We start from the raw sequence: 13,312 nt of genomic DNA, 5'->3' as shown, positions 1-13,312 counted from the left end.
GGGTCAGCCCTTGAGCCAGGCGGCCTGCACGGCGAGGTCGGCCTTGAGCTCGGCCAGCTGGGCAGCCACCGCGGAGGGCGAGGTGCCGCCGCGGGCGTTGCGCGAGGCGATGGCGCCGTGGACGGTGAGGACCGAGCGGACATCGGGCGTGAGGTGGGGGGAGATCTCGGCGAACTGGGCGTCCGTCAGGTCGGCGAGCTCGATGCCCTGGGACTCGCAGACCTTCACGCAGGCCCCGGCCACCTCGTGCGCCACCCGGAACGGCACACCTTGCCGGACCAGCCACTCGGCGATGTCGGTGGCCAGCGAGAACCCGGCCGGCGCCAGCTCCTCCAGGCGCTCGCGGTGCACGGTGAGGGTGGCCATCATGCCGGTGAAGGCGGGCAGCAGGACCTCGAGGGTGTCGCAGGAGTCGAAGACCGGCTCCTTGTCCTCCTGGAGGTCCCGGTTGTAGGCGAGCGGCAGTGCCTTCAGGGTGGCCAGCAGGCCGGTCAGGTTGCCGATCAGCCGGCCGGACTTGCCCCGGGCCAGCTCGGCGATGTCCGGGTTCTTCTTCTGCGGCATGATCGAGGAGCCCGTGGAGAAGGCGTCGTGCAGCGTGACGAAGCCGAACTCCTTGGTGTTCCAGATGATCACCTCCTCGGCGATCCGGGAGAGGTTGATCCCGATCATGGCCGTGATGAAGGCGAACTCGGCGACGAAGTCGCGCGAGGCGGTCCCGTCGATGGAGTTCGCCACCGAGCCGCCCTCGAAGCCGAGGTCGGCGGCGACCGCCTGCGGGTCCAGGCCGAGTGAGGAGCCGGCCAGCGCGCCGGAGCCGTACGGGGAGACGGCCGTGCGGGCGTCCCACTGGCGCAGCCGCTCGGCGTCCCGGCCGAGGGCCTGCGCGTGCGCGAGGACGTGGTGGGCGAAGAGCACCGGCTGGGCGTGCTGGAGGTGGGTGCGGCCCGGCATCGCGGTGTCGGGGTGCGCCTCTGCGAGGTTCACCAGGGCGTACTGGAGGTCCAGCACCAGCCCGCCGATGACCTTCGCATGGTCCCGCAGGTACATCCGGAACAGGGTGGCGATCTGGTCGTTGCGCGAGCGGCCTGCGCGGAGCTTGCCGCCCAGTTCGGCGCCGAGCCGCTCCAGCAGGCCGCGTTCCAGGGCGGTGTGCACGTCCTCGTCGGCGACGGTGCCGGTGAAGGCGCCCGAGGTGACATCGGCGAGCAGCTGGTCCAGACCGGCCAGCATGGCGGCCAGCTCGTCCTCGCTCAGCAGCCCGGCCTTGTGCAGCACCCGGGCGTGCGCCCTGGAGCCCGCGATGTCGTACGGCGCGAGCCGCCAGTCGAAGTGGACGGAGGCGGAGAGCTTGGCCAGCGCCTCGGAGGGGCCGTCGGCGAAGCGCGCGCCCCAGAGACGGACATCAGTGGCTCCCGAGTAGGAGAGGTCGGACGGCATCGCGGGGCTCCTTCTACGGGGTAGGGGGCGGCCCCGGCTGCGTGGGGGTGCAGCCGGGACCGGGTGAGGGGGAGGGATCAGGCCAGGTCGCGGCGGGCGGCGATCTTCGAGGACATCCCGAAGATCTCGATGAAGCCCTTGGACATCGACTGGTCGAAGGTGTCGCCGGTGTCGTAGGTGGCGAGGTTGAAGTCGTACAGCGACTGGTCCGACTTGCGGCCGTCGACCACCGCGCGGCCGCCGTGCAGCACCATCCGGATCTCGCCGCTGACGTGCTGGTTGGCCTCGTTGACGAAGCCGTCCAGGGCGCGCTTGAGCGGGGAGAACCACAGGCCGTCGTAGACGAGTTCGGCCCAGCGCTGCTCCACCTGCCGCTTGTAGCGGGCGAGTTCGCGCTCGACCGTGACGTTCTCCAGCGCCTGGTGAGCGGTGATCAGGGCGATCGCGCCGGGAGCCTCGTAGATCTCGCGGGACTTGATGCCGACCAGCCGGTCCTCGACCATGTCGAGGCGGCCGATGCCCTGGGCGCCGGCCCGCTTGTTGAGCTCCTCGATCGCCTGGAGGACGGTCACCTTCCTGCCGTCGATCGCGACCGGGACGCCCGCCTCGAAGGTGATGACGACCTCGTCGGCCTCGCGCGCGGTGGCCGGGTTCTGGGTGTACTCGTAGACGTCCTCGATCGGGGCGTTCCAGATGTCCTCCAGGAAGCCGGTCTCGACGGCCCGCCCGAAGACGTTCTGGTCGATCGAGTACGGGGACTTCTTGGTGGTCGCGATCGGCAGGCCCTTGGACTCGGCGAAGGCGATCGCCTTGTCCCGGGTCATCGCGTAGTCGCGCACCGGGGCGATGCACTTCAGGCCGGGGGCGAGGGAGTTGATGCCGACCTCGAAGCGGACCTGGTCGTTGCCCTTGCCGGTGCAGCCGTGGGCGACGGTGGTGGCGCCGTGCTTCTGCGCGGCGGCGACCAGGTGCTTGACGATCACCGGCCGGGAGAGCGCGGAGACCAGCGGGTACTGGCCCTGGTAGAGGGCGTTGGCCTTGAGCGCCGGCAGGCAGTACTCGTCGGCGAACTCCTCGCGGGCGTCCGCGACCTCGGCCTCGACCGCGCCGCAGTCCAGCGCGCGCTGACGGATGACCTCGAGGTCCTCGCCACCCTGGCCGACGTCGACGGCGACGGCGATGACCTCGGCGCCCGTCTCCTCGGCGATCCAGCCGATGCAGACGGACGTGTCCAGACCGCCCGAGTAGGCGAGTACGACGCGCTCGGTCACGGCTTTCTCCTTCACAACAGTGCGAACGGGTGGGTCGGCGGCAGGTGCGCGTCCCATACGGTGATGGGCATAAGTATGCATGACCTCGTATGGAAATCAAAACTATTCGTCCGCCCGTCCGAGTGGTGGGCCGAAAACGCGGACCGCCCAGGAGCAACAGGGCTCCTGGGCGGTCCGGGGTCGGCCGGCGCGGCCGCTACTGGGCCTTGGCCTGGGCCAGCTGCATCAGGTGGTCGGCCAGGGCCTGGCCGCCGGAAGGGTCACGGCTGATCAGCAGCACGGTGTCGTCACCCGCGATGGTGCCGATGATCTCGAACACCTCCGCCTGGTCGATCGCCGAGGCCAGGAACTGCGCCGCGCCCGGCGGAGTGCGCAGTACGACCAGGTTGCCGGAGGCCGTCGCGGACACCATCAGTTCGCCGGCCAGCCGGGCCATCCGGCCCTCGCTGGCGGACTCCCCCATCGGCGCGCGCGGCGTACGGTCACCGCCCTCGGCCGGGACGGCGTAGATGAGCGCGCCGTCCCGGTTGCGGATCTTCACCGCACCCAGCTCGTCCAGGTCCCGGGAGAGGGTGGCCTGGGTGACCACGAGTCCGTCGTCGGCCAGCAGTTTGGCCAGCTGGCTCTGCGAGCGGACGGGCTGACGGGTCAACAGGTCCACGATCCGGCGGTGCCTGGCCGTACGGGTCTGCGGGACCTGCGGCGTCGGACCGGCGGCGGGCTGGTCGGGTCGGGATACGGTCATACTGATAATTCTCCCGGACTACGCGCCGTGCTTCGCGTCGGGGGCGGCGACTCGCACGGTGCGCAGGATCTCCGGCAGGGCGGCGAGGAAGTCGTCCGCCTCCTGCTCGGTCAGCACCAGTGGCGGAACCAGCCGTACCGCGTCCGCCACCGCCGCGTTCACCAGGAACCCGGCCTGCTGCGCCGCCGCTTGGACCTGTGCGGCGACCGGCTCGGTCAGCACGATACCCAGCAGCAGCCCGGCACCCCTGACGTGCGAGACGAGCGGATCGCCGATCGCCTCGACCCCGGCGCGCAGCCGTTCGCCGATCTTCCGGACGTGCTCCAGCAGGCCCTCGGCCTCGATGGTGTCCAGCACCGCGAGGCCCGCGGCCGCGGCCACCGGGTTCCCACCGAAGGTGGTGCCGTGCTGGCCCGGCTGGAGCAGTTCGGCCGCCTCGCCGAACGCGACGGTCGCGCCGATCGGCAGCCCGCCGCCGAGGCCCTTGGCGAGGGTGACGATGTCCGGGTCGACGCCCTCCTCGGCCTGGTGGGCGAACCAGTGGCCGGTGCGTCCGACGCCGGTCTGCACCTCGTCCAGCACCAGCAGGGTCCCACTCGCCCTGGTGATCTCGCGAGCCGCCCTCAGATAGCCGGCCGGCAGCGGGATCGCGCCGTTCTCGCCCTGGATCGGCTCCAGGAAGACGGCGGCGGTGTCGGAGGTGACGGCCGCGCGCAGCGCCTCGGTGTCGCCGAAGGGCACGTGGGTGACGTCCCCGGGCAGCGGGCGGAACGGGTCCTGTTTGGCGGGCTGCGCGGTGAGTGCCAGCGCGCCCATGGTCCGGCCGTGGAAGGCGCCCTGGGCGGAGACCAGGTGGGTGCGGCCGGTGAGCCGGCTGATCTTGAAGGCGGCCTCGTTGGCCTCGGCGCCCGAGTTGCAGAAGAACACCCGGCCCTCGCGCCCGAACAGCCCGATCAGCCGCTCGGCCAGCCGCACCGTCGGCTCGGCCAGGAACAGGTTGGAGATGTGGCCGAGCTGCCCGATCTGCCGGGTGACCGCCTCGACCACGGCCGCGTGTCCGGTGCCGAGCGCGTTCACCGCGATCCCGCCGACCAGGTCCAAGTACTCCTTGCCGTCGGCGTCCCAGACCTTGGCGCCGGCGCCGCGCACCAGCGGGATCCTGGGGGTGCCGTAGTTGTTCATCAGCGCGTGCTGCCAGCGCCGGGTGAGTTCGGAGTTGCTCGTCATGCCAGTCCCCCGAGGACGGTCGCCTCGTCGTCCGGGACGACCATGGTGCCGATGCCCTCGTCGGTGAAGATCTCCAGGAGCAGCGAGTGCTGCACCCGCCCGTCCAGTACCCGCGCGGTGCCCACGCCCGAGCGCACCGCCCGCAGACAGCCCTCCATCTTGGGGAGCATCCCGCTGGCGAGGTCCGGCAGCATCTTCTCCAGCTCGCTCGCGCTGAGCTGGCTGATCACGTCGTCCGAGTTCGGCCAGTCCGCGTACAGCCCCTCGACGTCGGTGAGGACCACCAGCATCTCCGCACCGAGCGCGGCCGCGAGCGCGGCGGCGGCGGTGTCTGCGTTGATGTTGTAGACGTGGCCGTCGGCGCCGCGCGCGATGCTGGAGATGACCGGGATCCGGCCGTCCGCGATCAGCGCCTTCACCGCGCCGGCCTCGATGTTGACGATGTCCCCGACCAGGCCGATGTCCACCTGCTCGCCGTCCACCACCGCGTACCGCTTGACGGCGGTCATGGTGTGCGCGTCCTCGCCGGTCAGGCCGACCGCGAACGGGCCGTGCTCGTTCAGCAGCCCGACCAGCTCGCGCTGCACCTGGCCGGCCAGCACCATCCGCACCACGTCCATGGTCTCCGGGGTGGTGACCCGCAGGCCGTTGGTGAAGGAGGACTCCAGGCCCAACCGGTCCAGCTGCGCGCTGATCTGCGGGCCGCCGCCGTGCACCACGACCGGGTGCAGCCCGGCGTAGCGCAGGAAGACCACGTCCTGGGCGAAGGCCGCCTTGAGCTCCTCGTCCACCATGGCGTTGCCGCCGAACTTGATCACTACGGTCTTGCCGTGGAAGCGCTCCAGCCAGGGCAGCGCCTCGATCAGCGTCATCGCCTTGGGAAGTGCGGTGTTGTTGCGGGCCTGTTCGCCCTTGGGTGCGATCTGCACGGTGGTGTCCCCCGGCTCAGGTGGAGTAGGCGCTGTTCTCGTGCACGTAGTCGGCGGTGAGGTCGTTGGTCCACACGGTGGCGGCGGCCTGACCGGCGTTCAGGTCGGCGGTGATGACCACTTCCCGGTCCTTCATGCTCACCAGGTCGCGGTCCTCGCCGACGCTGCCTCCGCGGCAGACCCAGACGCCGTTGATGGCGACGTCCAGGGCGTCCGGGTCGAAGGCGGCGGAGGTGGTGCCGATCGCGGCCAGCACCCGGCCCCAGTTCGGGTCCTCGCCGTGGATGGCGCACTTGAGCAGGTTGTTGCGGGCGATGGTCCGGGCGACGTCCACCGCCTCCTGCTCGGTGGCGGCGTTGACCACGTCGATCCGGATGTCCTTGCTGGCCCCCTCGGCGTCGCCGATCAACTGCCGGGCCAGGTCATCGCAGACAGTGCGCACCGCCTCGGCGAACTCGCCCGCGTCCGGCGTGATTCGGGAGGCGCCGGAGGCCAGCAGCAGCACGGTGTCGTTGGTGGACATGCAGCCGTCGGAGTCCACCCGGTCGAAGGTGGTGCGGGTCGCGGCGCGCAGTGCCCCGTCGAGGCCCTCGCTGTCCACCGCGGCGTCGGTGGTGAGCACCACCAGCATGGTGGCCAGGCCCGGCGCGAGCATGCCTGCGCCCTTGGCCATCCCGCCGACCGTCCAGCCGTCCCCGGTCACCTGAGCCGTCTTGTGCACGGTGTCGGTGGTCTTGATGGCGATCGCGGCCGCCTCGCCGCCGTCCTCCCCGAGCGCCCGCACGGCCAGTTCGACGCCGGGCAGCAGGACGTCCATCGGCAGCCGGACGCCGATCAGACCGGTCGAGGCGACGGCTACCTCGGCCGCGTTGAGCTTCAGTTCCTCGGCCACCTTCTCGGCCGTCGCATGGGTGTCCTGGAACCCGAGCGGTCCCGTACACGCGTTGGCGCCACCGGAGTTGAGGATGACGGCGGAGACCCGGCCGGCCCCCAGCACCTGCTCGGACCACAGGACGGGGGCCGCCTTGACCCGGTTGGAGGTGAAGACGCCGGCGGCGGCGAGCAACGGCCCGTCGTTGACCACCAGGGCCAGGTCGGGGGTGCCGGAGGCCTTGATCCCGGCGGTGACACCGGCGGCGCGGAAGCCCTTCGCCGCGGTCACGCCCACGTTCCGACTGCTTGTCACGGTGCAACTCCGTTCACGGGCAGGCCCAGCTCTTCCGGCAGGCCGAGGGCGATGTTCATGCTCTGCACCGCGCCACCGGCGGTGCCCTTCACCAGGTTGTCGATCGCGCTGATCGCGATGATCCTCCCGGCGTGCTCGTCCAGGGCGACCTGGATCAGCGCGGCGTTGGAGCCGTAGACCGCGCTGGTCTGCGGCCACTGCCCCTCGGGCAGCAGACGGACGAAGGGCTCGCCCGCGAAGGCCGCCGCGTACGCCTCGCGCAGCTGTTCGGCGGTGGTGCCCTGCTTGGCCTTGGCCGAGCAGGTGGCGAGGATGCCGCGCGGCATCGGGGCCAGGGTCGGGGTGAACGAGACGGTGACCGGCTCCCCCGCGACCGGGGCCAGGTTCTGCGCCATCTCCGGTGTGTGCCGGTGCCCGCCGCCGACGCCGTACGGGCTCATCGACCCCATCACCTCGCTGCCGAGCAGGTGCGCCTTGACCGCCTTGCCCGCGCCGGACGTGCCCGAGGCCGCCACGACCACCGCCTCCGGCTCCGCCAACCTCGCAGCGTACGCCGGGAACAGCGCCAGCGATACGGCCGTCGGGTAGCAGCCCGGGACGGCGATCCGCCTGGTGCCCTTGAGCGCGGCCCGGTGGCCCGGCAGCTCGGGCAGGCCGTACGGCCACGTGCCCGCGTGCGGGGAGCCGTAGAACTTCTCCCAGACGGCCGCGTCCTTCAGCCGGAAGTCCGCACCGCAGTCCACCACCAGGACGTCCTCGCCGAGCGATTCGGCGACCGCCGCGGACTGCCCGTGCGGCAGCCCCAGGAACACCACGTCGTGCCCGGCCAGCACCTCGGGCGTGGTCGGCTCCAGCACCCGGTCGGCCAGCGGCAGCAGGTGCGGCTGCAGTTCGCCGAACCGGGTGCCGGCGTTCGACCCGCCGGTCAGCGCACCGATCTCCACCTCCGGGTGCCCGAGCAGAAGGCGCAGCACCTCACCACCCGCGTACCCACTGGCGCCGGCGACGGCGACGCGCAAAGCCATGACGTTCCTCCTCAGCAGCTTGGCATGAATATACGCAGGACGGAACATTCATGCAACAACCAGCCGGTTCGGCCGCCGACGCCGCGGACCGCGCTAGCCCAGATCGAAAGCGGCCGGGGTGTGCCCCTCCCAGATCCGGCTGGAGGCCTGTTCGGGGTAGCGCACGGTCTGCGACTCGGCATCCAGGACGCGGGCGAGCTGCCGGTCGGGGCGGTGGGCGGGCCATCCGGGGTCACCGGTGGTGGCGAACCGGACCCACGCCCGCTGGAGTTCCCGGGACACCGCGACGGCCTCGGGGCCGGGCGGGTCGCCGAGGAGGCTTTTACCGGTGGGGCTGCCCAGTGTGCCGAACGCCAGCGGGACGTCAAGGCCGTGGCAGGCACCCAGGACCCCGCCGAGGCCCGGGGAGGCCAGCCGCAGCTCGAACAGGTACGAGGTGCCTCCGGCCGCGGCGTTCGCCTGTGCCAGGTGCAGTGACGGCATCCGGAAGACGGCGTCGGAGTACACCGACTCCACCAGTTCCTCCGGAGTGGCCCCCGGGTGGGCGGCACGGTAGGCGGCCGCCCCGTCCGGCGCCGGAGCGAGGACGTCCAGGGCGATTCGGGCGTCCTCTTCGGTGAACCGGCCCAGCCGTCCCATCATGAAGCCGAACAGCCGGAACTCGTCGCGGGCATGGCCGACGAGGAGTTCCGTCCCGGCCGCGCGACCACCGGCCAGGGCCGGCCAGGGCGTTTCGGGGAGGACCTCGCCGTCGACGACGGGGCACAGGGCGACACCCGCGTGCGAGAGCCGCCCCCACCGCTCGCGGTGGCCGTTCAGGCCGGCACTGAGCGAGGTGACCTCCTCGGCCAGGCGCCAGGGATCGACGCCGGAGAGGCCTTCGACGGTCGGCCGGGCACCGAGCCGCTCCGCGAGCACGGCCGCGACCTGTTCCGCCAGTGCGCGGGTGGAGTGGAGGCCCGGCACCGAGTGGGTGATGGCCCGCCGGAACAGGCCGCGCACCGGCTTCATCGCCAGCATGGCGGCGATCGACCCCGCCCCGGCGGACTGTCCGGCCACGGTGACCCGGTCGGGGTCGCCGCCGAAGGAGGCGATGTTGCGCCGCACCCAGTGCAGTGCCGCGACCTGGTCGAGGAACCCTCGGTTGGCCGGCGCGCCTTCGAGCAGCGCGAAACCCTCGGCGCCCACCCGGTAGTTGATGCTCACCACCACGAGTCCCGCCGCGGCCAGTGCCGCCGGGTCGTACGCCGGGTCACTCGAGTCGGCCGCCATGTAGCCGCCTCCGGGGACCCACACCAGCACTGGCAGACGGGCCGCGCCCGGATCCGGAGTGCAGACGTTCAGCGTCAACCAGTCCGCCCCCTCCGTCCGGCTCGCGGCAACCGGACCGGACTGCGGCACCACGGGTCCGAACTCCGCCGCCTGCCGCGTCCCGTCCCAATGCCGGGGCGGGGCCGGGGCGGCGAAGCGGAGCGCCCCGACCGGCGGCTGCGCGTAGGGGATGCCGCGGAACACCGCGTGCCCCCGCCGCCAGCGCCCCTCCAGCACGCCCTCCGCGGTACGCACCCTCGGCCGTTCAGACATGTCGTTCCCCTCCTAGGTAGGCCTCCAGGTTTATAGGTCACGTGTATTATGTCAACCGTATTGGAAAGCGGACATGGAGCAACCGACGATGCCGAAACAGGTCGACCACCGGGAACGCCGCGAAACGATCGCCCGGGCACTGTGGCGGGTGGTGGAACAGCGCGGCGTGGCGCATCTGAGCATGCGCGAGGTCGCACAGGAGGCGGGCATCTCCCTGGGGCAGCTGCAGCACTACTTCACCTCCCGCGAGGCGATGCTCTCCTTCGCCATGGACTTCGCGTCCGAGCAGGCCTCGCTGCGCGTCGGCCGGGGCCTGGAGGAGCTCGGCGACCGGCCGCACCCCCGCGACGTGCTCCGCTTGATGATCACGGAGATGCTGCCGCTGCACGCTGACGCCCGCGCGACCAGCCGGATGAGCGCCGCCTTCGTCCTGGAGGCGCTGCACAACGAGAACTTCCACGCCAAGGTGCGCGGCGGGATGCTCCAAGGGCGCGTCCTCGTCGAGCAGTTGGTCCGTCAGGCGATCGCCGACGGGTACATCGGCCGCGACCGCGATCCGGTGGCCGAGACCAATCTGCTCCTCGCGCTCACCGGCTTCACCACCCTCCTCGAACTCGACGTGGTCGGGCCCCAGGACGTACTCACCGCTGTCGACCGGTACCTGGACGGGCTGTTCGTCCGGGACGACCGGAGCACGGGCGCGGGACCCGAGCCCCGGGACGCGGCCGATGACGCGCGTTCGCACCCCGACGCGACCTGAGCCCCCGTTGATCCCGGGCCCGGGGTCCACCGGATCCGGTACGGCCAGGTAGGGCGGTGGCCCTCCGTCCGACCGAGGCCGACCGACACGGAACGCCCGGTCACAACAGGTGTGACCGGGCGTTCGGGTCGACTCGGCTGAACTCGCCGCCGACGCGGATCGGGCAGGGAGGTCAGGCGCGCGGGTGGCGGGACTACTCGCCCTGCGCCGCCTGCTTCTCCCGGTTCTTCTCCTTGATGCGCTCCGCTTCCTTGCGCACCTCGGCCTGGGTGGCGCGCTCCTTCCGCAGCCAATCGGGGCACTCCTGCTTGAGCGCCTCGATCTGCTCCGTGGTGAGCGGCTCGGTCACTCCGCCGCGCGCGAGGCCCGAGATGGAGACGCCCAGCTTCGCCGCGACCACCGGCCGGGGGTGCGGGCCGTTGCGGCGCAGGTCCTGCAGCCACTGGGGCGGGTCGGCCTGGAGCGCGTTGAGTTCGTCGCGCGAGACGACGCCCTCCCGGAACTCGGCGGGAGTGGCCTCGAGGTACACGCCCAGCTTCTTCGCCGCGGTCGCGGGCTTCATGGTCTGGGAGTTCTGCTGCGACTTCATGGCGTCAAGGATATCGAGCGTGTGCGCCGACTCTGACCACGCCCGGTAACCTGGCCAGGTGACAGGCTCGGAAGTACCCCGTTCGTTCAGGCTCGCGTATGTCCCGGGCGTGACACCCACCAAGTGGGTGCGGATCTGGCAGGAGCGGCTGCCCGGCATCCCGCTGGAACTCCTCCAGGTGACCGCCGGCGAGGCGCCGGACGCGCTGCGCCGCGGTGACGTCGACGCCGGTCTCGTACGGTTGCCGGTCGACCGGACGGAACTCAGCGCGATCCCGCTCTACACCGAGACCACGGTGGTCGTGGTCCCGAAGGACCACATCGTGGCGGCGGTCGACGAGGTTACCTGCGGGGACCTGGCCGACGACGTCGTCTTCCACCCCCTGGACGACACCCTCGGCTGGGAGGACCTTCCTGGGCTGCCCGCGATCGAGCGCCCCGCCACGACGGCGGACGCGATCGAACTGGTGGCGGCCGGGGTGGGGGTGCTCGTCGTCCCGCAGTCGCTCGCCCGCCTGCACCACCGCCGGGACCTCACCTACCGGCCGGTCGCCGACGCGCCCCAGTCCCGGGTCGCGCTGTCGTGGCCCGAGGAGCAGACCACCGACCTGGTGGAGGAGTTCATCGGGATCGTCCGCGGGCGGACCGTCAACAGCTCGCGAGGACTCTCCGCCGCCGCGCAGCAGAAGACCACCCCACAGCCGAAAACCGCGGCGCAGCCGAAGGCGAAGCGCCCCGACGGACGCGGTGCGCCCCGGAAGCCGGCGGCCGGCAAGTCGGCCGGCCGGAGCGCGCAGCGCGGGTCCGGCTCGTCCAAGGGCGCCAAGCACGGCAAGCCTCGCCGCCGGTCGTAGCGCGGGCGCCGCGCGGCCGCTGTGCAGCTGACGGCTGCTCGCGCCCACCTCGACGTCGCGCACCCCCGGCCGTCGGGGCGGTTCGGCGATCCCCAGCAGCGGCCGCCAGCGGATCCAGGGCTCGGAGCGCCAGAGCAGCCGCTCCTCCCCCGTGGTCCACCACGTCCCACCGCAAGTCCCGCAGGACACACTCGTACACCAACTCGCCGGCCGTCGCCGGCTCCTCCCTCGCCCGGAGCGCGCCCAGCCCTCGCCCGCGCTGCAGCATGCCCCGGAGCGTGCCGGCCGGAGCGTACTCCCACTCGTCCCCTGGTCATCGTGGCGGAGCCTGCCCGAAAGCCCGCCCTCCCGCCAGGCATTTCGAAGCCGCGACCGTCAGGCAGCCGGAGCCGCCGTCCCGGACTCGACGGGTACGGCGGGCCTGGCTGGCGGCAGCAGCGCGGCCGGCAGCAGGCCGGTCGCCGCGAGGCAGGCCGGTACCAGCAGGCCGGCCCCCGTCCCCGGACCGGTCGGCAGCGCCGTACCGGCGGCGACGGCCACGCCGAGGGTCGGGCCGACGTTCACGGCGGTCTGCTTGAGACCGCCGATGACCCCGGCGTACCCGGGCGGCGCGTCACCGACGACGGTCCCGGTGGCGGTGACCATCACGGTGGCGAACCCCGCGCCCAGCGCGGCGAAGGCCGCGCCGAGCTCCGTCCAGGAGCCCTGGCCGAGCCGGGACAGGCCCGCGATGCCGAGGGCGACGAGGAGCGTGCCCGTGAGCGCGGTGCGGCGCGGGCCGTACCGGCGCAGCGCGGTGCCGGCCACGGGCGCGCCGAGGACCATCAGCACCGTCAGCGGCAGCACCCGCAGACCGGCGGCGAGCGGATCGAGCCGGAGGACGTCCTGGAGCAGGAAGGTGGCCGTGAACAGCGCGCCGGACATGCCCCCGGAGGTGACCAGCAGGAGCGCCATCGACGCCGCCACCGGTACGGACCGGGCCACGGCCGAGGGCACGATCGGGTCCGCGGCGCGGCGCTCGTGGGCGATGAGTGCCACCGCGGCGCCGGCGGCCGCGGCGAGGCCGAACAGCGTCGGCGCGGAGCTCCATCCGTGCGCCGGCACCCCGGCCAGGGTGTGCACCAGGACCGCGAGCGCACCGGCCAGCAGCGCCGCGCCCGCCAGGTCGAGCCGGCCGGATCCGGTACGCGGCGGGGCCGTCACCCGGACGGCGAGGGCGAGTACCGCGATCACCAGCGCGGCCGGGACGTTGACCGTGAACACGGCCCGCCAGCCCAGGTGTGCGACGAGGGCGCCCCCGAGGACCGGACCGGCCGCCGCGGCCACGCCGATCGCGCTGGTGCGGATGGCGACGGGCGTGCCGAGCCGGTCCGCCGGGTGAGTGAGCCGCAGCAGCGCGAGCGTCGCGGGCTGCAGCAGCGCACCGAACACGCCCTGGACGGCCCGCAGGGCGATCGCCCAGCCGACGCCGGGCGCGAGCGCGATACCGGCCGAGGCTGCGGCGAAGCCGAGCAGTCCGGTGAACAGCATCCTGCGGTGGCCGTACCGGTCGCCGAGGCGTCCGGCGACGACCAGCAACGCGGCCACCGCGAGCAGGTAGGCGGTACTGGTCCACTGGACCTGGGCGGTGCTCGCGCCGAGGTCGCGGCCGAGGCTGGGCTGGGCCACGGTCAGCACCGTGCCGTCCAGCGCGACGATCATCG

The 13,312-nt window shown here is 72.5% G+C and carries 12 protein-coding genes; 2 read left to right on the top strand and 10 right to left on the bottom strand.

Translation table 11 applies throughout. The annotated features are described in order from the left end of the window. Positions 1-3: 3 nt before the first annotated feature. From argH to ACZ5ON_RS03750, 8 genes are all read right to left on the bottom strand, one after another. Positions 4-1,440 (bottom strand): argininosuccinate lyase, encoded by a 1,437-nt coding sequence (gene argH, locus ACZ5ON_RS03785; protein ID WP_465584990.1) that lies wholly within the window; start codon positions 1,438-1,440, stop codon positions 4-6. 77 nt (positions 1,441-1,517) lie between these two features. Continuing rightward, positions 1,518-2,711 carry an argininosuccinate synthase gene (locus tag ACZ5ON_RS03780; protein WP_465584984.1) on the bottom strand — a complete coding sequence of 398 codons (1,194 nt, stop codon included), beginning with the start codon at positions 2,709-2,711 and terminating at the stop codon, positions 1,518-1,520. A 196-nt stretch (positions 2,712-2,907) separates the two neighbouring features. Next, entirely contained in the window at positions 2,908-3,456 is a 549-nt protein-coding gene (locus tag ACZ5ON_RS03775; RefSeq protein ID WP_465584981.1) for an arginine repressor, read from the bottom strand. Between the two features lie 18 nt (positions 3,457-3,474). Next, positions 3,475-4,683 carry an acetylornithine transaminase gene (locus ACZ5ON_RS03770; protein ID WP_465584978.1) on the bottom strand — a complete coding sequence of 403 codons (1,209 nt, stop codon included), beginning with the start codon at positions 4,681-4,683 and terminating at the stop codon, positions 3,475-3,477. After that, on the bottom strand, positions 4,680-5,555 hold the full coding sequence (gene argB, locus ACZ5ON_RS03765) for an acetylglutamate kinase (protein ID WP_465585341.1): 876 nt from the start codon (positions 5,553-5,555) through the stop codon (positions 4,680-4,682). Before argB ends, ACZ5ON_RS03770 begins: the two co-directional genes overlap by 4 nt. Before the next feature lie 73 nt (positions 5,556-5,628). After that, entirely contained in the window at positions 5,629-6,780 is a 1,152-nt protein-coding gene (gene argJ / locus ACZ5ON_RS03760) for a bifunctional glutamate N-acetyltransferase/amino-acid acetyltransferase ArgJ (protein ID WP_465585339.1), read from the bottom strand. A gap of 14 nt (positions 6,781-6,794) precedes the next feature. Next, positions 6,795-7,823 carry an N-acetyl-gamma-glutamyl-phosphate reductase gene (gene argC, locus ACZ5ON_RS03755; protein WP_465584975.1) on the bottom strand — a complete coding sequence of 343 codons (1,029 nt, stop codon included), beginning with the start codon at positions 7,821-7,823 and terminating at the stop codon, positions 6,795-6,797. A 93-nt stretch (positions 7,824-7,916) separates the two neighbouring features. After that, positions 7,917-9,407 carry a carboxylesterase/lipase family protein gene (locus tag ACZ5ON_RS03750; RefSeq protein ID WP_465584972.1) on the bottom strand — a complete coding sequence of 497 codons (1,491 nt, stop codon included), beginning with the start codon at positions 9,405-9,407 and terminating at the stop codon, positions 7,917-7,919. Between the two features lie 88 nt (positions 9,408-9,495). Between ACZ5ON_RS03750 and ACZ5ON_RS03745 the strand changes: the two genes are divergently transcribed. Beyond that, positions 9,496-10,167 carry a TetR/AcrR family transcriptional regulator gene (locus tag ACZ5ON_RS03745; protein WP_465584968.1) on the top strand — a complete coding sequence of 224 codons (672 nt, stop codon included), beginning with the start codon at positions 9,496-9,498 and terminating at the stop codon, positions 10,165-10,167. 193 nt (positions 10,168-10,360) lie between these two features. Here ACZ5ON_RS03745 and ACZ5ON_RS03740 read toward each other — a convergent pair whose 3' ends face one another. Beyond that, positions 10,361-10,756, bottom strand: a complete 396-nt coding sequence (locus tag ACZ5ON_RS03740) for a DUF5997 family protein (RefSeq protein ID WP_465584965.1) — start codon at positions 10,754-10,756, stop codon at positions 10,361-10,363. A gap of 58 nt (positions 10,757-10,814) precedes the next feature. On the opposite strand from ACZ5ON_RS03740, the gene ACZ5ON_RS03735 reads away from it, so the two are divergent. Next, on the top strand, positions 10,815-11,609 hold the full coding sequence (locus ACZ5ON_RS03735) for a LysR substrate-binding domain-containing protein (RefSeq protein WP_465584962.1): 795 nt from the start codon (positions 10,815-10,817) through the stop codon (positions 11,607-11,609). 375 nt (positions 11,610-11,984) lie between these two features. Here the strand turns inward: ACZ5ON_RS03735 and ACZ5ON_RS03730 are convergent, their stop codons facing one another. Beyond that, positions 11,985-13,310, bottom strand: coding sequence for an MFS transporter (locus tag ACZ5ON_RS03730; protein ID WP_465585337.1), 1,326 nt, complete (start codon positions 13,308-13,310; stop codon positions 11,985-11,987). Positions 13,311-13,312: the final 2 nt, after the last annotated feature.

The sequence above is a fragment of the Kitasatospora sp. NPDC032150 genome (assembly GCF_055579945.1).
The sequence above is the reverse complement of the archived record's forward strand: the minus strand, read 5'-3'. Positions and strand labels throughout refer to the sequence as shown.

Bases quoted from the DNA above. Each gene is read 5' to 3' on its own strand.
- ACZ5ON_RS03775 (WP_465584981.1), bottom strand. From the start codon at position 3,456: ATGACCGTATCCCGACCCGACCAGCCCGCCGCCGGTCCGACGCCGCAG.
- ACZ5ON_RS03730 (WP_465585337.1), bottom strand. From the start codon at position 13,310: ATGATCGTCGCGCTGGACGGCACGGTGCTGACCGTGGCCCAGCCCAGC.
- ACZ5ON_RS03745 (WP_465584968.1), top strand. From the start codon at position 9,496: ATGCCGAAACAGGTCGACCACCGGGAACGCCGCGAAACGATCGCCCGG.
- ACZ5ON_RS03750 (WP_465584972.1), bottom strand. From the start codon at position 9,407: ATGTCTGAACGGCCGAGGGTGCGTACCGCGGAGGGCGTGCTGGAGGGG.
- argC (WP_465584975.1), bottom strand. From the start codon at position 7,823: ATGGCTTTGCGCGTCGCCGTCGCCGGCGCCAGTGGGTACGCGGGTGGT.
- argB (WP_465585341.1), bottom strand. From the start codon at position 5,555: ATGACGCTGATCGAGGCGCTGCCCTGGCTGGAGCGCTTCCACGGCAAG.
- ACZ5ON_RS03740 (WP_465584965.1), bottom strand. From the start codon at position 10,756: ATGAAGTCGCAGCAGAACTCCCAGACCATGAAGCCCGCGACCGCGGCG.
- ACZ5ON_RS03770 (WP_465584978.1), bottom strand. From the start codon at position 4,683: ATGACGAGCAACTCCGAACTCACCCGGCGCTGGCAGCACGCGCTGATG.
- argH (WP_465584990.1), bottom strand. From the start codon at position 1,440: ATGCCGTCCGACCTCTCCTACTCGGGAGCCACTGATGTCCGTCTCTGG.